This is a genomic window from Burkholderia reimsis, from assembly GCF_003294055.1.
In the GTDB taxonomy this organism is placed as follows: domain Bacteria; phylum Pseudomonadota; class Gammaproteobacteria; order Burkholderiales; family Burkholderiaceae; genus Burkholderia; species Burkholderia cepacia.
Map to the genome: position 1 here is coordinate 12,618 of NZ_QMFZ01000039.1, position 18,555 is coordinate 31,172.

The 18,555-nt window shown below is 58.3% G+C and carries 17 protein-coding genes; 8 read left to right on the plus strand and 9 right to left on the minus strand.

Annotation, left to right across the window (positions count from 1 at the left end):
- Positions 1-2: 2 nt before the first annotated feature.
- The 4 genes from DPV79_RS32935 to DPV79_RS32950 all read right to left on the minus strand — a co-directional run bounded on the left by DPV79_RS32935 (position 3) and on the right by DPV79_RS32950 (position 4,841).
- Positions 3-2,498, minus strand: a complete 2,496-nt coding sequence (locus DPV79_RS32935) for an Hsp70 family protein (protein ID WP_113047418.1) — start codon at positions 2,496-2,498, stop codon at positions 3-5.
- Positions 2,495-2,875, minus strand: coding sequence for a hypothetical protein (locus DPV79_RS32940; protein ID WP_113047419.1), 381 nt, complete (start codon positions 2,873-2,875; stop codon positions 2,495-2,497). The genes DPV79_RS32935 and DPV79_RS32940 overlap by 4 nt, the downstream gene beginning before the upstream one ends.
- Positions 2,876-2,986: 111 nt before the next feature.
- Positions 2,987-3,358 (minus strand): IS66 family insertion sequence element accessory protein TnpB, encoded by a 372-nt coding sequence (gene tnpB, locus DPV79_RS32945; RefSeq protein ID WP_133295748.1) that lies wholly within the window; start codon positions 3,356-3,358, stop codon positions 2,987-2,989.
- Positions 3,359-3,440: 82 nt separating this feature from the next.
- Positions 3,441-4,841, minus strand: a complete 1,401-nt coding sequence (locus tag DPV79_RS32950) for a tyrosine-type recombinase/integrase (protein WP_165843606.1) — start codon at positions 4,839-4,841, stop codon at positions 3,441-3,443.
- Between the two features lie 816 nt (positions 4,842-5,657).
- Between DPV79_RS32950 and DPV79_RS43490 the strand changes: the two genes are divergently transcribed.
- The 5 genes from DPV79_RS43490 (at position 5,658) to DPV79_RS32970 (ending at position 12,524) form a co-directional block, all read left to right on the plus strand.
- The gene (locus DPV79_RS43490) at positions 5,658-6,482 is read left to right on the plus strand and encodes a hypothetical protein (protein WP_244321842.1); all 825 of its coding nucleotides are present in this window, start codon (positions 5,658-5,660) and stop codon (positions 6,480-6,482) included.
- Positions 6,483-7,454: 972 nt separating this feature from the next.
- Positions 7,455-10,127: a type VI secretion system Vgr family protein gene (locus DPV79_RS32960; protein ID WP_113047422.1), complete on the plus strand. Its 2,673-nt coding sequence runs from the start codon at positions 7,455-7,457 to the stop codon at positions 10,125-10,127.
- 12 nt (positions 10,128-10,139) lie between these two features.
- Complete coding sequence (locus DPV79_RS32965; protein WP_113047423.1) at positions 10,140-11,303, plus strand: DUF2515 family protein; 1,164 nt, start codon at positions 10,140-10,142, stop codon at positions 11,301-11,303.
- 115 nt (positions 11,304-11,418) lie between these two features.
- On the plus strand, positions 11,419-12,225 hold the full coding sequence (locus tag DPV79_RS42305) for a hypothetical protein (RefSeq protein WP_133295749.1): 807 nt from the start codon (positions 11,419-11,421) through the stop codon (positions 12,223-12,225).
- 14 nt (positions 12,226-12,239) lie between these two features.
- The gene (locus DPV79_RS32970) at positions 12,240-12,524 is read left to right on the plus strand and encodes a PAAR domain-containing protein (RefSeq protein ID WP_113047424.1); all 285 of its coding nucleotides are present in this window, start codon (positions 12,240-12,242) and stop codon (positions 12,522-12,524) included.
- Positions 12,525-12,637: 113 nt separating this feature from the next.
- Here the strand turns inward: DPV79_RS32970 and DPV79_RS32975 are convergent, their stop codons facing one another.
- Complete coding sequence (locus tag DPV79_RS32975; protein WP_244321844.1) at positions 12,638-13,543, minus strand: IS3 family transposase; 906 nt, start codon at positions 13,541-13,543, stop codon at positions 12,638-12,640.
- A complete protein-coding gene (locus DPV79_RS43495) occupies positions 13,483-13,848 on the minus strand; it encodes a transposase (protein WP_244321843.1) in 366 nt (121 codons plus the stop codon). Before DPV79_RS43495 ends, DPV79_RS32975 begins: the two co-directional genes overlap by 61 nt.
- 439 nt (positions 13,849-14,287) lie before the next feature.
- Here DPV79_RS43495 and bamC point away from each other — a divergent pair, with 439 nt between their 5' ends.
- Both bamC and DPV79_RS32985 read left to right on the plus strand, forming a co-directional pair.
- Positions 14,288-15,496, plus strand: coding sequence for an outer membrane protein assembly factor BamC (gene bamC, locus DPV79_RS32980; RefSeq protein ID WP_059682802.1), 1,209 nt, complete (start codon positions 14,288-14,290; stop codon positions 15,494-15,496).
- A gap of 522 nt (positions 15,497-16,018) precedes the next feature.
- Complete coding sequence (locus tag DPV79_RS32985; protein ID WP_021162410.1) at positions 16,019-16,309, plus strand: putative quinol monooxygenase; 291 nt, start codon at positions 16,019-16,021, stop codon at positions 16,307-16,309.
- A gap of 40 nt (positions 16,310-16,349) precedes the next feature.
- Here the strand turns inward: DPV79_RS32985 and DPV79_RS32990 are convergent, their stop codons facing one another.
- The 3 genes from DPV79_RS32990 to DPV79_RS33000 form a co-directional block, all read right to left on the minus strand.
- Complete coding sequence (locus DPV79_RS32990) at positions 16,350-16,607, minus strand: hypothetical protein (protein WP_021162409.1); 258 nt, start codon at positions 16,605-16,607, stop codon at positions 16,350-16,352.
- 135 nt (positions 16,608-16,742) lie between these two features.
- Positions 16,743-17,021, minus strand: a complete 279-nt coding sequence (locus DPV79_RS32995; protein ID WP_011351789.1) for a hypothetical protein — start codon at positions 17,019-17,021, stop codon at positions 16,743-16,745.
- 224 nt (positions 17,022-17,245) lie between these two features.
- Complete coding sequence (locus tag DPV79_RS33000; protein WP_021162408.1) at positions 17,246-17,962, minus strand: YdcF family protein; 717 nt, start codon at positions 17,960-17,962, stop codon at positions 17,246-17,248.
- Positions 17,963-18,119: 157 nt separating this feature from the next.
- Here DPV79_RS33000 and DPV79_RS33005 point away from each other — a divergent pair, with 157 nt between their 5' ends.
- Complete coding sequence (locus tag DPV79_RS33005; RefSeq protein WP_011351791.1) at positions 18,120-18,437, plus strand: hypothetical protein; 318 nt, start codon at positions 18,120-18,122, stop codon at positions 18,435-18,437.
- The last annotated feature ends 118 nt before the right edge of the window (positions 18,438-18,555 follow it).

Genomic DNA, 18,555 nt, shown 5'->3' on the forward strand with positions numbered 1-18,555 from the left:
GATCAGCCCACTAGGATGTTCGACCCAGCGACCATGTCGTCCTCTCTGGACGTGCCGACGCGTATCGAGTCGAGGTGGCCTACCACCTGACGTAACTTGTCGATGTCGCTAGCTTGCAGGGCTTGTCGTCCGACCCGGCAGAGTTCCTCGTGCTCGGTGGTGTCAGGAAACAGAAATGTGTCTTCGGAGAGCCATTTGAAGCGGTCGATGATGAACCAGTCCTGGCGCCAGAGGATCGAAAAGAACCTTCCGCGCATTTCATCAAGGTGTGACTCGAAATCGCCGCTATTATTGTCGATCGCGCGCTGCGCCGTCTTGGCGAGGTTGTCAAAAGATCCAGATTCCGCAGGCCGTGCAAACTGCCGGATACGCGAGTCGAAGAATTCGACCGCCTTGTCGAGCTCCATCCGCCGGATGACTTTGAGGTGATCCTTTCGCGCCTTGGCCAGTAGCTTCTTCGCCTCCTGGATGTCGTCCATCGCTTGTTTTGCGGTTTCGGGATCGTGTTCGCCACCCTCTATTGTCGCCGCCCGTTCCAGCCGCTCGCGTGCCAAGTCGAGGCGTGAATCGTCAACTTGTTGGGCGATCTCGTGGAGCCGGCTTCCGACGCGCTCAGACTCTTCGCCGATGAGCTTGGCCGCCTTGGTGTAGTCGATTTGCCCTTCCTGTCGCGAATAGAAATTCCGGCCGCTGTGGAACGAGCCGCCGATGGAAGGCACCGTGACCTCGAGAACGATGTTGCCCGAGTCGAGCACCTCGTATTCACATTGCAGTTCCGCGCCCTTGGCGATTACGCCAGTGGCGAAGTCCGAGCCCTTGATCTCGAACATGCCGATGAACCGATTGTCCGAAACAGGATCCTCAATTGAGCCTTCCCATAATTTGAATTTGATTGAGCCTGCGGCACCGGCGCGCAGGGACTCATCAGCTTTGAAGGTCTTCTTGCCGCTTATCGGCAGTTGGTCGCCTTCCTGGACCAAATAGTCGAGGACGAGACGCCCGCCGATCTTCTCTCGTGCCTCCATGCCAATTGAATGAGAGGCCGGGATTGCGTCGATCTGCGCTGCAGTGCGCGAGATGGTGATCTTGTCCTCGCTCATCCGCACAGGTCCGCCCGCGGCGTCAAATACGAACACCTTGAACAGATTCTCACCAGGTTTGGCCAATGGAATCTCGACCGTTGCCCCGTCTTTGAGGGCGATGCGGCCGGAAGACCATCCGGTATCGAGGCTATCAATTTGGAAGGCGGTGCTGTCCGCGGCCTTGCCGCCGAGCTTGGCAATCACCTTGGCCTTTGAGTCCGGCGTGCGTGCCTGATAGTTAAAAGCCAGATCTAGCTCACCTCCAGCTGCCAGAGCGCCTCGCCCGCTTTTGCGGCCTCGGTTTTGGCTAGCCCAGTCGATGGATTCCGCGAACACAGATGCACCCTCGGCCACGGCTGTCATCGGGTTGACGTCGGTGGACGCCGCGATGCCAAGTTCGAAGGCGACCTTATCTCGAAGCGGCTTGTACTGAGTCGGGCCTCCTACGAATACAACGCGCCCAATGTCGTGGGGACTCAATCCTGCCTTGTCCATTGCTTCACGTGCCGCGTCGACGGATTCGTCAACCTTTCCTGTAATTAATTCGTCGAACCGATGCCGGGTCACGGCTATGTCAAGGTAGATGTCGTTCCCGGATGCGTCGCGCACTCGCAGTTCACTGTCGTCGAGTGTTACCACCGCCTCATCGCTCGAGGACAATTCGATCTTTGCCTTCTCAGCCGCCCAGGTGGCCATGTAGCGCAGGGTCGTGTAGCGCGTGTCGGTTGAGAAGTCTTCTGGTAAATCGAAGTGCTCCAGAAGCCAGGGCTTCACGACGTTGTCGAGAAGAAGTCGGTCGAAGTCTCTGCCGCCACACATGGCAATACCACTGTGGGAAAGCAGACTGACTCGCCCACTGATGCTCTCGGCAATGGCAATGTCCAGTGTCCCGCCGCCTAGGTCGTAGACCAAGAACATTCCATCACCTGTGCGGTGACGCATAACGCTCATGACCGCGGCGACCGGCTCTTGCATTAGGGCGACCTTTCCCAGTCCGGCCATTTCCGCCGCGGCCATTGTCGCTTCCTTTTGCATCTGGTTGAATGCAGCGGGAACGGTGATTACGGTTCCGGTGTCAGGTTTGTTGCGAGTTTCTTCAGGCAGGTAACCGAAGAGCACACGCAGAATTTCGGCAGAGCACTCCTCCGGTGTCATGGTCACGTCGACCGCAGGCAAGCGAATCGGTGTGCTAGTGCCCATCAACCGTTTGAACAACGTGGCCGCATTCTGTGGATTGCGCGCGGCGTTATCGTAGGCGCGCTTGCCTACATATTTGTTGTTGCGCTTGTCGATGAAGATGGCCGACGGCGTGACGTCATTCTGGTCAGGGCTCTTGAATAGGCGCAGGCTCTCGCCATCATAGGCGCAGATCGCGCTGTTGGTCGTTCCGAGGTCGATCCCGATGTAGTTCTTCATGGACGCCCCGCCTTCACAAGCATTACAGTTCCGCTGCGCACTAGGCCATCGGGACCCATGACAACGGGTTCGACCATCTGGTCGACGACCAAGAAATCGTTGGGGCCGAAGTCGGCAATGTTCAAGGCGGAGACTGCCATGCCCGGATCGTAGGGTTGCCCCTCAAGGGTGACAATGCGCAGACCGCACGCGTTGAGACCATCATCGATCTTCTTGAGGAAATAGCGGGATTGGTTGGCGTAGCGTGGGGTCTCACTTACTTCGAGCTTTCCAAGCAACCGACCGAATACGCGGGCAAAGCGCCACGCCTCTATGGAAACGTCTATCAACGCCTCTTTCGCGGGATGGTCGCCCGCAACACCGCGCGCTTCTTCCATGCTTCCCCCGACCGCCGTTGACAGCGGAATGAACAGGATTCGGCTTGGCCATTCGCTTTTTTCGTTGCCCTGTAAGCGAGTTCGACCAGCTTCTGTTCTTCGCCTTTGACTTTAGCAGATCATTTTGAAGAATCGTATGCGACAAGGGTAAATACGAAAGCAGAGATCGAAGGCCTCGTCTGCGGCTTCACTATTTCCAGCTGCTGAGATGAAAAGAGGAGGGGGTTGTTGTGAGGTTGAGGCGCAGTGGTCAGCCGGCGCATCGAAGTCTAGTGTCTTGTGCGGCCACTCACTGCCGATGGGCGGCCAGGCGAACTGCCCTTGATTCAGGCGTCCCGCGGCCAGCCAGATACCGATCCCGTCGTGAATCAGGACCGTCGTGCGGTTGGCGCGCCGATTGGCGAACAGATAGGCATGATGTGGGTGTGCGGCGCCGAACACCTTGACCACACGCGCCAAGGCCGTGTCGAAACCAGCACGCATGTCCAAGCGCCTCGGCCAAACTCAGACGGGTTGGCTGGCCGCTTACGTATGGATTCCACACCGGCGCCAAAGAGTGCGAGCCCTATCCCCCCGGCTCTGATGTCGAGACGTCGATCGCGGCAGCCTGTATGGCGTGCTCCCTCATTTCCGTGGCCCCGTCATGCTCAGCTCGCTCTGCAGATCTATCCAGGCCCGTCAGTTGTTCCAGTCGTGCCCCTAGCAGGTGCCATGCGGCGCGCTTCTCGACCGTATATGGGTACCGCTGATAGATGCGTTTCATGCGGTTCTGCTCGCGGTGGTTCATACACTTGTCGATCACGGTGGGCAATACTCCCGCCGCCTGCATCAAGGTGGCGGCTGTTCGCCGTAAGTCGTGCGGAGTCCATTTCTCGTCACCGAGAACGAGGGTGTTCGTTTTAGCGGTTCGGTTCGTATGTGCGCCACGCTCGTAAAAGACTAACTGACGGTCGGCTACCTGCTTGGTGATACTTTTGAGATCAATGTGCGTTTCCGGTTTGTCGTTGTGCCGGCGGGCGGGTAGCAGCCATTCCTTGCTGTTGGACAGTTGAAGGAGGGCGCTCATGTGCGTTGTGGCGTAGTCAGACAGAAATACAACGTGTGCATCCCCGTTCTTCGCATTTTCAACTGGTACGCGCCAAGTCCGAAGTTCAAGGTTGATGTCGCGCTTGCGTGCCTTAATGACCTCGCCCACGCGTGCGTTGGTCGCCAAGATCAACATCAATACGTGCTTTGTAGGCTCCGGCAAGTTCGCAGACTCCAGTGCTTTCGGAAAGGCGCCGATCTCGTGATCGGAAAGGGTTCGTTCTCGTTCGGCGTCTGTCCCGCCGACATCCTTCTTTGAGACCATCATCAGAGGATTGGCGGAAACGTACTCCCGCGCCTGGCACCATTTGATGAATTGTTTGAGATCGGTGAGAGTCCGGTTGGCGAGCCGGTTCGCGCCTCGCGCGATAATCGCGTCCAGTGCGGACATGATGTCAGAGCGGCGTACGTCTTCCATCGCGATGTCGCCGATCACTGGAAGGACATCCTTTTTGAATGCGCGACGGACTTCTTGTCCGTTGTCTGCTCGCTTCTGCAGGGCGGACTCGGCCCACTCGTCGAATCGCTGTTTGACCGTCTTACGGGCGAGTTTGTCCTCGAGGGTGCGGACTTCTGCACTCGTGTCGACTAGCTTCCTCAGCCTTTCGATGCGTCTCTGTTCCAGCGGATCGTCCCCGGAACTAATACACGCACGCGCACGGTCGCGGGCATCTCTAATCTGGCGCAGGCTCGCCTTCGGAAACGTGCCGAGACGGATCTCACGGACCCCGCCGCTTGCTCGGTAGCGCAATGAAAATTGAACCGATATGCCCTTCACCCCGGCACGGACCACGCCAAAGACACCATGTCCGTCGGATAGGCGACGGCCGTTGTCAGCCGGAATTAGCCCTTGCAATTCCCTTGTGGTGAGCGTGCTCATTGTAACCTCCGGGGCAAATTGCCCCCACATTTGCCCCCACAGATCCGAAAGCTTAGGTCGTATTGTAATGGAATTGCTTGGCAAGTGTTTTATTAAATTGTCATAAAAATCAATTGGTTATGTCGTTTTGTCGGATGCCGGCGGAACTCAGCGGAAGCGACAAAAACGTGCATGGGGTGCAGGTGGTCGGAGGTTCAAATCCTCTCGCCCCGACCAGGAATCAAGGCCTGGAAGGCTTGTCAGTAAAGGGTTTCCTTATCTGGCGTAGCTTTCCAGGCCTTTCCTTTTTCCGGGTGTGTCAGTTTGGTGTGTCGATCCCGCCGTGCAACTATGCGGAGATGACTGACTTGGCAACCCTTCCCACTGGCGTCTATTTGCGCCCCGGCTCGTCCGTGTTCCACCTCCGGATCGGCGTGCCCAAAGACCTGCAACAACACTTCCGCAATCCCAAGACAGCCTAAGACCGACGCATTCCGGGGAAGCCTCAGGACAAGCAATCGAGCTGAGGTCGGCACGAGGGTGCACGAGATCATTGCTGATTGGCAGCGGCGGTTGACGCTCTCAGGGCCAAGAACAAGCCCGCCCATTCGTGACACTTACCCGCGCGGAGATTCAGGAGGTTCGCGAGGAAATCCGCGAAGCCCTAGTCGAGCTCAGTGCCGCTCAGGCTGATCCCTGGGAAGCCAATGCGACCTTCGACAAACTAGCGCGGCAGCAGGCCGACATGCGCCGCTGGCATGACGCAGCAGCGAAGGATGTCAACCCCTCATCAAGAACGAAGGCTAAGCCCTTCTGGCTACTGGCTTGCGAAAGGAGGTGGCCGACCATCTAGCCGCTGTTGACTCGCTGAAGCGGGCGCTGGATGACGCGCGTGATGCGCGGAAGTTCGCCTATGACACGATGAAGCAAACGGGCATGGAGGCACGGGCAGCCGCGAAAGCCGCAGACCGGGCCGCACCTCAGCTTCGGAAGGTCGCATTCGAGGCGCGGAAGGGAATTGCCACCGCGTCGCCGTTCACGAAGTATGTGGACGACCTCGTGAGCTCACTGCGGGGCACCGACCGTGCGCCGCGTGGCATCTTGCTCGACAAGTCGCCTACCTCGGGTCGTCTGAAGGAGCGGCAGTTCCAGTTCAGCATGGAAGAGTACAACCATCTCGTGGAGAACGGGTTCCTGGCCGGCAACGCGGACGATGCGTTCCAGGGCTACTACAAGGATCTGGGCGGCCAACTGGGAGCGCATCGCTCTCTAGATGGGCGGGACATCGGGGACATCCTCCGCGAAGTCCAGGACTACTACGACGGCTTGATCGGTAGCATCGCGGATCCGCAGAAACGTGCAGCCCTCCAGGCCGAGAAGAAGTCGGCTGAGACTGACGTGCAAGCGGCTCACGACCGCATTCTCGGCAAGTACGACGTGAAGGACCACAACGGCGTTATGTGGGCCGCAGACCGCCTGCGCCAGATGGGTGTCGTTCGTTACATGGGCGGGTTCATCTTCTCGGCAATCGGGGACCTCGCGTCGGCAGCGCTGACGGCGAAGGGGGATGAAGATCCTGGCGTTCAAGGGTGCGCGGGACAATCAGTACATCCTGAAACGGGTAGCCAAGGGGCGACAAGGACATGCAGGAGCTGGAGATGATCCTGGGCTCGTTGGAGACTGGAGTGCATCTGAACTCCTCGGACCGTGCCCTTGAGCGCGGTGAGGCGGAGGGGCTCCTGGGCCTCGGCACCGGAACGACCCGCCAAATCATACGTGCCATCGAGACCGCTATGAATACGACCGGCAACTACGTGAACAAACTGTCTGGGCTCAAGGGCTGGTCGGACAACATCCGGTGTACCGCTGGCCTCGTCCAACTCGTCAATGTTCGCAAGTGGGCCGCCGAGTACGACAAGCTCGACAAGAGCAAGGCCGTGCAACTGGGCGCTCTCGGCATCGGAGAACCCGAGGCCAAGCGGCTTCATGAGTTGTTCGCGAAGTACGGCGCGGATGAACGTCGCGGCCTGTTCTCCCCGGGGATCTCGAAGTGGCTCAATGAGCGCGACGGCGACCACATGAAGTACGTGCCAGAGTCGGCGCTCATCAAGGCGCAGAAGCGAGCCCCGTACACGTCGGGCTACGGAATCAGCTGCTCCTCGTGGACAAGTGGTCCGGGAAGATGTTTCTCCAGTTCCAGGCAATGGCGATGCAGTTCTCGAACAACTTCATCCGGGCCGGTGTGCAGCACAGCTTCGTCACCGGGGACCACATGCGGTTTGCGTTGGCCTCGGAATGCTGATGGCTGGCGTTTCGCCGCGCCAGCGGGACTATCGCCTTTGACTCCGCGCCCTCGGCACCTTCCGCCATTCCGTTGCAGGATGGGCGTGTCTTCCCTTCCAATAGTCCGACAGAGGTTCTAGGGGCAGACGGAACTGCTGGGAGTGACAGGGGGGCACGCATCGGTGATGGCAGTGCTGATGCTATCGAAAACCTTTCATGGGTTTTGCATTGGTTGACCGACAGCGAGGCGCGAGTAAGGGAAAGCACTAGCTATTAGGCTGTAGAATACCCGGCGAGAGAACCTGGGCTACCTTGGTGGCAAGTAAGCTAAAAGTAATATAAAGGATCGGGATGAGTGTGCAAGACATCGTGAGGGCGATTCAAGGCGGGCCGATCCAACAGGATCGTTTGCTGAAACTCGACACCCCGCTGGGGGACAATGTGTTACTGCCTACGCGCACTGTAGGCCGGTCCAGAATTGGACGACATTACGATTTCACGCTCGATGTGGCGTCGACGCGCAGCGATCTTAAGCTGACGAGGCTGATAGGCCAGCCCATAACTTTATGGCTCCAGCAGGCCGACCACTCCTACCTTCCACGACACGGTTACGTTTATGCGGTGCGGCGGTTGGGGTCGGAAGGCGGGCTAACCAGCTTCCAAATCAGCTTCGCTTCGTGGATGCATTTTCTGAAATTTCGCCGCGATCAACGGATCTGGCAGGACAAACCGGTGGATGAAATCCTCCGGGACGTATTCAACACGCATTCGCAAGCGAGAGGCCGATTCCATTTTGCACTCTCGAAGCCACTTCCGCCGAAATCATATTGCACGCAGTATGAGGACGATTGGAATTTCGTTCATCGGTTGATGGAGGAGGAGGGGCTGTTCAGCATTTGGACGCAGGCCAGTGACGGAAAATCTCATACCCTGACCATCACGGATCGTTTGGATTCGTGTGAGCCGCTTGTCGTGCGTTCAGTGCAGTTCTCGCGCGACGGTGTGAATAGCGAGGTCGATGGATTGATCCACTGGTCCGGCCTGCGCACCCTCCATAGCGCCGCGCTGACCACTCGCACGTTCGACTACAAGAGTCCCTCACCGCTCGCGAATCCGAAGGGTACCAACATCCCGACGATGTCCCATGAACTACCGGAACAGTTGGAGATGTACGAGTACACCGGCCCGTATACGTATCTTGAGCAGGAGCGTGGGGATCACCTCTCTAAAATTCGCATGGAAGAGTGGGAGTCTCGTGCCAAGAGGTTTTACGGCACTGGCGGACTGCGCAGCGCTGATGCGGGGCGGTCATTTACACTTGTCGGGCATCCACAACACGATCTTGACTCCTCAGAGCGTAACGAGTTCGCCATTATCGAAGTGCTTTGGCTGGTCGAGAATAATCTTCCGGTTTCAATCCATCATGCAAATCTCCCTGGGAGTTTGCAACGCCAATTGGCAGAGGCGTTGGCGAATCAGGACGGAGCGCGTCCGTCCCGCGCGCCACATTACGATGGCTCCGAAGGGTTCTTTCTGATCGAGTTGGAGGCGCAACGTAAATCCGTGCCTTTCCGCAGCCCGTTTGAGCACCAGAAGCCCATTATGCAGATGCAAACCGCGACCGTGGTTGGTTCGCGGGAGCAGAGTATTTATACCGATGAGTTAGGCCGATCCAAGATTCAATTCCATTGGGATCGAATCGGGCAACGCGATACGCGGAGTTCGTGCTGGGTGCGTGTGAGTCATCCGTGGGCGGGACAGGGATTCGGAATGATCCATGTCCCGCGTATCGGCGATGAAGTCGTCGTGTCATTTTTGGAGGGGTGTCCCGATCGTCCCCTTATTACGGGCCGCGTGCCGAACGGCGTCAATTTTGTCCAGTGGAAGCTCCCGGATAACCAAGCCTTGTCTGGTCTACGTTCGCGAGATTTGGCCAGTACGATGGCGAACCATATCGTTGCCGACGACACGCCGGGCAAACTTCAAGTGCAAGTCGCGAGCGACCATGAGCGGTCTCGCCTAGTGGTCGGGTACAACACGCGCATTGAAGGCAATGAAGGGCGTGGGGAAGCACGCGGAATCGGTTGGGAGCTGGCAACCGACTCGTGGGGCGTGCTGCGGGCGAACCAAGGGATGTTGGTGACAACCGAGGCTCGCTCGGGTGCGGCGGCCGCAGTGAAGGACATGGGCGAGACGGTGCAGCGTTTGGTACAAGCGAGGGACTTGCACGATACGCTTGCCAATGCGGCCGTCCAGGCGCACGCGCAGGATGCGCAGGATCAGCCCGAGGTTGCCAAGGCACTTCGGAAACAGAGCGATGAGATCAGAGGGGCGGGTGGGGGGCAAGGGAGCGACGCGTTTCCGGAACTGTCAAAACCCCATCTGGTTCTCGCATCACCGGCCGGAATTGAGGCGACGACGGCAGGCAGTACCCACCTTGCGAGCGGTGAACATATGGCGCTCACGAGCGGCGCCCATGTTAGCGTCAGCAGCGGCAGCAACCTGCTAGTTACTGCTCGAAACGCCATTCGCTTGTTTGCGTACAAACTGGGTATCCGAATGGTGTCGTACGCGGGAGACATCGATATCAGGGCGCTTCAGAAGAACCTCAACCTGCTGGCGAAGCTCGAAATTACGCAGACCGCTAACCGAATCACAATAAAGGCGACTGACGAAGTGATGTTGCACGGTGGCGATAGCTATATCAGCTTGAAGAGCGGCAAGATTACCGTAGGTGGCGGGGTGTATGAGGTCAATGCTCAGGTGAGCAACTTACCCTCGAAGCCGATGGGCGTTGCCCCAAATGGCACACCGGCCGTCGAGGCGAACGACCAGACGTTCAAGATGCTGACGCCATCGGGGAGGCCGTTACCAGGTGTTGCCTATCGTATGACGTCCGATTCCGGTTCGCACGTGTTTCAGACGAACTCGCTTGGTCGCTCGGCCACCCTGAATACGCCACAAGAAGAGGGTGTGAAATTTGCGGCTCATTGGGACGAACTCTTTACTGATGCGGATAATTAAAAGGTTGCACATATGGCTACTCTGGCAGAAAGCACCACCGATCCGAAAAGCAATACATGCATCGATGCGCACTGTGACTGCAAGTTCATATGGTCGCTCGCTCAGCAATATGCGATGGCCCAATTAGATACCCGCACTCCGATCCTGAAAGATGGGACGCCTGACTATCGATTCAGTTCGCATACCATTTCCGAAACCACGATCGAGCCTGGGGATGCCAACTTTGTCTCCAAGCAATACGGTGCGAGAGCCCGACGAGTGGCCTCAAGTTATGCGCGTATGTTCCTCGAAGAGTTCCATCTCGGCGAGAAGAACAAACTCGGCCGCTTCTACTGGACTGGACTTGGCGCCTTCGCTGCCAAACAGGTATCCGCCAATATAGAGAGTTGGCAGGTCAAAAAGATGCCTGGCATGGACGCTGTCCATGAAGGCTTAGGTAAAGGCAACCTCTGGATCTACAATGATCTGTTGCCTTGGTGTTATGGTTATGCCGCCGACCCTGTGATGTTTCAGGAGTGTGCGAAACAGCGCGATAGCCGTCAGTTTGCCCCCGCCGTGCAGAACAATTTGATGCGGCAGCAGTGGGCCGCTGAAGTCGTCCCGAAGTGTCCCGTGTATATCGAAGCCAGTGCCAATATGGACGATGCCGGCTCCGGTAAACCCATCGCCCCAGGCTCTCCAAGCTATGGCTACTTTCAATGGACGCCCCGGGTAGCCAGCGGATTTGATCTCGTGAAGCAGTGGGAAGAGACAACAAATGAAAAGAAGAAGGCATCGCTTGCATTCAATCATCTTTGGGTGATGGCGCAACATGAACAGGGCGAGGTGCTGCAAGACTTGATCTATAACGACAAGGCCTTTATTCGTCGACTTCAGGTTCAACGTTTTTCTGGTGCGGTCACTGATCCCGATCAATGGTGGAACTACCCACTGCATCCGTTCAATGCCATGATTCCGCCACTGCAGCTGAGTTTTGTCTCTAAGAACGAAACTTCTGATATGCAGTATCGCTCGAATGCGCCAAAGGATCTTATTCTTGAGGATTATCCTCAGCGGATGGCATGGATTAAAGACACTGGAAAACTATTCCACTTCTTGATGCAAAAAAAACGCGAATATATGCTTGGTGAGTTGAAGGGGATTGCCGCGATGGGTGGTCGGTTGAAGGATGATTAAGTCAATGCGGGTCACAATAAAATCGAGTAAATTACTCTGGTTGTTTTTTGTGGTGATAGCTCTGTGCGCTGCGTTTCTCGCGTTACGGACCAATCAATACGAGAAGGATGAGAAAATGTCTGGTCAAGTCGTAACGATCAAGTTCGGAGCCGAAGGTAAGTCAGATGCCACGGCTCAGGGGTTTTCCTTGATGAGTCATCCATCTGGTGTGTATGCATATAAGACTCATTGGGATGATCCGCATAAGCTTGGGTTGGTAAAATACGTGCAAGGAAAATATTCTTTCGATCTGGACAATGCCTTGATCGTGACAGGTCTAGGGGATAAGGATAGTCCTGAGAGTGGGGTTGACAATTGGGATGTAAGTTTTAATCCATCATCGTCGCGAATAATCTCATATGAAGAGGCTCGAGATAAGATTGCTGGCCTGCTTGATAGATTGCGATCTGCGGGGTGGGCGCGATACATAGAAACTTCAGATCCTCGTCTGGCTGGAAAGGAGGCCACGTCTTACGCATTAACAAAGTCTGGTGCTCTTTACTCGATAGATTCAACCTATACGCCAAGCGTGGAGGAGTGGAAGGGTTTGATGGCTGTTGAGCCGAGATGGTATTTTTATGCGGATGGTGTATTTCTAACCTTGTCGGTATCATATCAGTCATCTGGGGCTGATGGTATGGGATATTATTTATCTGATGTTCAGATTAGTACCGCATCCGACAATTACAGCCCATATTTTTCAGACAGTATTGAACGTAGAAGGCACTGGGAAAAATATCTGTCCGATGAACTGAAGCCGGCGGTGGAAGAGCGATCGAAGCGCGAGGCTGAACTGAAGGCCCAGGGCTACACGATCGATACGACGTATCAGGCTCCGCCGTTCGAGGCTCCGGACTTCTCGGCTAAGGCTGCTGCTCATTGATCCGGGGGCAATCGATGCAACGAGCAAACTTGCACGGGCGAGCGCAAATTGTGGTTGGTGATGCGACGAGCCACGGCGGTAAAGTGATTTCGGGTAGTCCGTCTTCAACATGGGGCACGTCGAAGGTTCCAATTGCCCGCAAGGGGGATCAAGTGACTTGCCCACTTTGTGCGCCGCATCTGTTTGAAATTGCTGAAGGGATGGCCGGGTGTCAGGATTTTGGGCAGCCGATGGCGCTGGAGGGTCATAAAACAACTTGCGGTGCGGTCCTGATCGCGCAGCCAGCGCCGAACGATTGACGGTCTTCAGTTTGGTTCGCACACGTAGGGGCCCTGTTTTTTTCTCGACGTTGTTTGCGCGTGGGGACTCTTAAGGGGCATGTGGAGTTGACCCTGTAATCCCGGACACAGCTTCACACTAAGGTTGCTGATTCCGTCGCGCGCCGGAATGCTCGTGGTGAGCGGTACTTCAACGCACTATGGGGGTGCTTCTCGTTGTAATGCTCGAATGCGATGGCCAAGTTGCTTGCGGCAGTCGCCGCATCCGGCTTCGGCATAAAGGCGACGTAATCGCGCTTCATCGTTTTTACGAAGCTCTCGGCCATGCCGTTACTTTGCGGGCTGCACACCGGCGTGGTCAATGGTTTCAGGCCGATTTTCGCCGCAAACCGGCGCGTATCGTCAGCCGTGTAGCCCGAGCCGTTGTCGCTCAACCACTCGATTTCAGATGGCGTATGCAACGCATTGCCGAAGCGATTTTCCACCGCCGCCAGCATGACATCGCGCACGATGTCGCCGCTGTGGCCTGCTGTCGTAGCCGCCCAGCTCATCGCCTCCCGGTCGCAGCAGTCCAGCGCGAACGTCACACGCAGCGGCTCTCCGTTGTCGCACCGGAACTCGAAGCCATCGGAACACCAACGTTGATTGCTGCGGGCCACGGCAACCTTGCCCTCGTGTCGTCGCTGAGGACGCGGTGGAGCCGGACGGCGCTCCATCAGCAGCCCGTGCATGCTCATGACTCGATAGACCCGTTTCGCATTGAACGGCGCCAGCCCGGCGCTTTCACGTTCAGCTCGCAACATGCCCCAAACCCGGCGATAGCCATAGCTCGGCAAATCGCCAATGACCCGGCGGATTTCTTCGACCACCGGAGCATCGTCGGTTTGTCTGGATTTCCGTCCGTCTTGCCAGTCGGCCGGGCGAGACCGGCGTGCCGATACGTTCGAGCGCGACACGCCGAGAACTTCGCAAAGCAGCTTCACTGGTCGTCCCCCGGCAGCAATGGCGAGTGCGCTATCCATTTTTTTGCTCGGCCATATTCGACTGCTTCTCGGAGAATCTCGTTCTCCATCGTTTTCTCGCCGAGCATCCGTTGCAGCTCGCGAATCTGCCTGAGCGCGTCAGCCAATTCCGATGCCGGAACGACTTCTTCGCCAGCCTTGACCGCCGACAGGCTGCCGTCCTGGTACAGCTTGCGCCAATGGAATAGCTGGTTCGGGTTCACGCCGTGCTGGCGTGCCACCAACGAAACCGATTTCCCCGGCTCGAAACTCTCGCGCACCATCGACAGCTTCTGCTCTGCCGTCCAGCGCCGCCGACGCTCCGGGCCCGTCAACACGTCCATCACTTCCTGCCTGGTGTTAGTCAAAAACACAGTCTTATGCCTACCCGTTAGTTTAAGCGGGAGACTGTGTCCGGTGTTTCAGGGGGGGGGCTGCTCCAGCATGAACCGGGCGCCGCGCCCATCGGATGGCGAACACTCCTTGAAACGCGCAAGGTTGCCGCCACGGGGTGTATGTGCTTGGTCGTGCCACACTGCCTCGAATTTTGTGTCAATCGGCGCGGTGGTTTTGACCGACACGACCCCGGAAAGCCTTATTCCACCGTGGGTTCGAAGAGGTTCAAATCCTCTCGCCCCGACCAGACAAGAACCCGCGTCAGCTTGGGCTGACGCGGGTTTTTTCTTGCCGGTCGCTTTTTTGCACATCGCGGCGCGGCCCCGGTAAAATGCAAGGTTGATCCACGGAAAGCGCCGTGATTTAGCGGAAGAGGATTCCCCGAACATGACTGATCTTCGTCTTACCATGCGGTTCGCTGCAGTGCTCGCCACCGGCGCGCTCGTCGCCGGTTGCGGTACGTCGTCGCCCACGAAAGTGGACTACAAGAGCGATTCGAAATCGAAGGAAGCGTCGCTCGCAGTGCCGCCCAACATGCTCGACGAGACGGCCGATCAGCGTTCGCTGCCGCCCCAGGGCGGCGCGACTTCCCTGTCCGCGCTTCAGCAGGTCCAGCAGGCGGCACCTGCGCTGGACACCGTTGCTCCGGCCGTGGCCGGCATGCATATCCAGCGCGACGGCACCGAGAGCTGGCTCGTGATCGACGGCAAGCAGCCGGCCGACGTCTGGACGCAGGTTCGCCGCTTCTGGCAGGAGCAGGGTTTCCTGCTCGTCGTCGACCAGCGCGACAAGGGCGTGATGGAAACCGACTGGAACGAAACCCATCCGCAGATCAACGACGGCCTGATCCGCAGCGTGATCTCGAAGGCGATGGGCAACTCGTACGTGACGGCCGAGCGCAACAAGTACCGTACGCGTCTCGATTCGGCGCCGAATGGCGGCACCTACGTGTTCATCAGCCAGAAGGGGATGCGTGAGGCGATCACGGGCGCGAACAACGATTCGAGCAAGTGGGAACCGAAGCCGAACGATCCGGCGCTCGAGACTGAATACCTGAAGCGGTTGATGGCCGTGCTCGCACAGAACGAGCAGCGCGCGAAGAACGGCGAGCCGCCGATCGCGAACATCAAGGACAACACGATCCCGAAGGACAAGAAGGCGGACACCGACGCGTCGTCGAAGGCGGCTGCCGCGATTGCTGCGCAAAACGTCTCCCGCTCGTCGGCGCAAGGCAACGATGCGGCCGACGCGGCCGTGCCGTCGGAAGTCACGCTTGGCGAGCCGTACGACCGGTCGTGGTTGCACGTCGGTCTTGCGCTCGATCGTGCGAACTTCACGGTCGACGATCGCGATCGCACGAAGGGTCTGTATTTCGTGCGTTATGTCGATCCGAAGGATCTGACTTCGGCCGAGCAGGGCTTCTGGAGCCAGCTGTTCCACGGCAAGAAGGAAAAGCAGGCGAAGCAGTACCGTGTCAACGTGAAGGCGCTCACGGCCGACCAGACGCGCGTGGCGGTCGTTGACGATTCGGGTGCGATCGACTCATCGTCGCCGGCTCGCCAGATCATGGGGTTGCTCGTGAATCAGCTCCGCTGATTTCCGCGGTTTCTCCGCACCAATGAAAAGCCCGCCACATGGCGGGCTTTTTCATGGCCGCTCGCCGCGCACACATGAGAAGGGTGGTCGGTCCCTTCTCGTGACGTTACGTAACATCCGCGTGTTACGGCGGCAGAACACATGCGGCATCGTCGTCCGGATAAATTTTGTCCTTATAAATCAATGAGGTGGTTCGCGTGTGATGGCTGGCACGCAACCTGCTTTATATGTTGGAATCGTTGAAACAGGGAGGATGGCGTCAGATACCGGGGGTGCGCCGCGAGCGCCCGATCAACGGTATCGACGTCTTCGAATGCCGATGCGGCAAGTGTCGGCACAACTGATGATGATCCGCGCCAGCGTGCGGATCCCGATGGCCCCGTCGCCTATCCTCGTAGGGCGACGGTTTCGCCCGCGCTTCTCTGAAGCGCGGGCTATTTTTTTGGCCGTCGTGTGAGGCCGTGCCGGCGCAGCCGATACACGATTCGCGTATTCTCGGACTTTTCCAGATGAGGGGGTGGAATGGCGGAAATTGCAGTCGTGGCGCTGATCGTGGCGAAGCCGGGCGCCGAGGAAAAGTTGCGCGTCCAGCTCGAAGGGATCGTCGAGCCGACCCGCAACGAAGCAGGCGCGCTGCAGTACGACCTGCATCGGGATCTGAAGGAGCCCGCGCGGTTCGTATTCATCGAGCGTTGGGAAAGCGAGGAGGCGCTTGCTGCCCATGCGCGTTCCGCGCACATTCTGGCTTATCGCGAAGCGGCCGCGGACTGGATCGAGCGTTCCGAAATCCGCGTGCTGTCGAAGCTCGTTTGAGCCGGGTGGAGCGACCGGACGTGTCCGGTCGCGGGGTGCGTCAGTGCGACGTGTTGGGGACGTCGAGGATCAGGATGATCGTCCAGTCGGCGTCGCCGTCGTGATGATACTGGCGCTCGGCGACGATGAACGGTTGCTGTTTGCCTTGCGGGCCGAGGAAGAGCACGTCGCCCTCCATCGGCAGGCACTCGATCGGCGGCAGCGCGAGGAACGCGTCGGCCGAGCCGCGGGGCATCAGTTGCTTGATCTGGCGAGTGGCGGCTTCGGTCCACTCGATGTCGAGTTGAATGTTGCTCATGCTGTCCTCCGCACCGGGGTGCGCACGGGTGGAAAAATTCGGTGCGCGACTTTAGCACAGCGCACGCGCGCCGCAATCAAAAAAGCCGAACCCGGTTGCCCGGATTCGGCTTTTTCTTGTGCGGTACCGCCGAACTTACTGGCTGGCAGCGTCTGCGGCCTTGGCAGCCTTCTTGCCGGCCTTCTTCGCGGCAGCCTTGTGGTGAGCAGCCTTCTTGCCGTGGTGATGCTCTTCCTGCATCGCCGGCTGTGCGGCTTCGGCCGCTTGCTGCTGCTGCAGCGCCTGCGCGCGCTGCTCGATCTCGGAGATCTTGGCCGGATCGGTAATCGTCTTGATTTCCGTGCTCTCTTGCGCATACGCTGCGCCAGTCAGCGCCGACATCGCTACCAGGATAGCCAGGGACGTCTTCTTCATTGCTTTACCTCCGCTAAGTGGTGATGAACCCGAGTGTTGCCGTTTTGTCTGGCGACTGCAATCGAGTGCGTGTCGAGTGTAACAAAAGTGACGGATCAATGTGCATCGGATCGCGGCGGGACGCAAGGCCCCGTTGAAGTCGCGCAACACTTCGCACACTTCGTCACGCGCCTGCCATCGTCGTCGGCGCGCTCATTCCCGCTCGGGTATCCCGCAGCCGTCAGTCAGAACCATCCGAGCCATCGATAGACGTGGAACTGCGCGATGCCGACCAGTTCATGCAGCGCCTGTTCGGCGTTGGCCAGGTTGCGCCAGCGCGGCAGCCAGCCCGTTTGCGCGCGCCGTCGATTCGCATAAACGGGCTGCGGGTCGATCCCGAAGTGGCGGAAATCGAGCAATGCGCGACGCATCTGATATGACGAAGTGACGAGAATGCGCGCGTCGTCATGCTGTGAGCGTAGTATAGGAGCGGTGAATTTCGCGTTTTCGTAGGTTGTGCGGCTATCTGGTTCCAGAACGAGGTCCGCGGGAGCGACGCCTTCGGCGACGAGCTGGCGCCCGTAGACGGCCGCTTCGGTTTCTCCGTGATGCTGCGGGTCGCCGCCCGACATCACCACGGTGCAGTGTGCGGCCTGCTGCCGGCACGCGTGGTAGAGCGCCGCGACCTTGTGGATGCGGGCGGCTCCGTCAGGCGGGGGCTGCAGCCCGGCGTCGGTGCGCCGTGTTCCGGCGCCGATGAGAATCAGTGTGGTCCGCCCATGCATGTCCGGGTGCTCGACAGGTACGACTCCCGCTTCGGTCCACGCGATCAGCGGCGCGGTGAGCCAGCCTGTCGCGAGCAGCCAGAGCAGCGCAACGGCGGCCATCGAGATGATTTGCCGCCGCTTGCGGCAGAGCATGAAACAGATGAAGAGAAGTACAAATGAATCGAACAGAATCAATTTGATTGGGGTATGGTGTCTTTTTATGGACGGCTGACGATCCGGCCCTGACGCGACGCCGAACGTCGGCCTCCAGAATCGGTGGCGGTATCGGCGGGCGGAGACCCCGCCCGGCGCGCCGCTTCGCATTGTCGCTGCACTTTAAGAAAGAATCGAGATGGCCACGTATTCCAACGAAGCGGTGCTCGACGCATTGAGACGAGTGCAGTACCGCCAGGTACCGTGGGCACGCCGCCCGGGCGTGTTCGAGTATCTCCGTTCGCTTGGGCTGATGGACACGGTCAGGCAGAAAACCGTAGCCCCTGCGCCGGGCTTTCACGCACCGGTCGACATTGCCGTGCTGACCGAAAGCGGCCGAGCCGAGTTCTCGCGCCTCGAGCGCGACGAGAAATTACTTTCCTGGACCGATCGCCGCATGGCCGACTACGCATTGAGCGAAGCGAGTGCCGTGGCGATTCTCGAAAGCCGCCTGTAGCGGCCGACATTTCTCCGCACGCATCGCCCGCGCGGCGGATGATACAAAAAAAGCCCGTATCGCGAGGATACGGGCGTACCGGATACTTTTGCTGTTGCCACGCTGTGCTCATGGCAAC

Bases quoted from the DNA above. Each gene is read 5' to 3' on its own strand.
- DPV79_RS32970 (WP_113047424.1), top strand. From the start codon at position 12,240: ATGCAACGAGCAAACTTGCACGGGCGAGCGCAAATTGTGGTTGGTGAT.
- DPV79_RS32940 (WP_113047419.1), bottom strand. From the start codon at position 2,875: ATGGAAGAAGCGCGCGGTGTTGCGGGCGACCATCCCGCGAAAGAGGCG.
- DPV79_RS32935 (WP_113047418.1), bottom strand. From the start codon at position 2,498: ATGAAGAACTACATCGGGATCGACCTCGGAACGACCAACAGCGCGATC.
- DPV79_RS32995 (WP_011351789.1), bottom strand. From the start codon at position 17,021: ATGAAGAAGACGTCCCTGGCTATCCTGGTAGCGATGTCGGCGCTGACT.
- DPV79_RS42305 (WP_133295749.1), top strand. From the start codon at position 11,419: ATGTCTGGTCAAGTCGTAACGATCAAGTTCGGAGCCGAAGGTAAGTCA.
- DPV79_RS32985 (WP_021162410.1), top strand. From the start codon at position 16,019: ATGGCGGAAATTGCAGTCGTGGCGCTGATCGTGGCGAAGCCGGGCGCC.
- DPV79_RS33005 (WP_011351791.1), top strand. From the start codon at position 18,120: ATGGCCACGTATTCCAACGAAGCGGTGCTCGACGCATTGAGACGAGTG.
- DPV79_RS32950 (WP_165843606.1), bottom strand. From the start codon at position 4,841: ATGAGCACGCTCACCACAAGGGAATTGCAAGGGCTAATTCCGGCTGAC.
- tnpB (WP_133295748.1), bottom strand. From the start codon at position 3,358: ATGCGTGCTGGTTTCGACACGGCCTTGGCGCGTGTGGTCAAGGTGTTC.
- DPV79_RS32965 (WP_113047423.1), top strand. From the start codon at position 10,140: ATGGCTACTCTGGCAGAAAGCACCACCGATCCGAAAAGCAATACATGC.
- DPV79_RS32990 (WP_021162409.1), bottom strand. From the start codon at position 16,607: ATGAGCAACATTCAACTCGACATCGAGTGGACCGAAGCCGCCACTCGC.
- DPV79_RS32960 (WP_113047422.1), top strand. From the start codon at position 7,455: ATGAGTGTGCAAGACATCGTGAGGGCGATTCAAGGCGGGCCGATCCAA.
- DPV79_RS43495 (WP_244321843.1), bottom strand. From the start codon at position 13,848: ATGGACGTGTTGACGGGCCCGGAGCGTCGGCGGCGCTGGACGGCAGAG.
- bamC (WP_059682802.1), top strand. From the start codon at position 14,288: ATGACTGATCTTCGTCTTACCATGCGGTTCGCTGCAGTGCTCGCCACC.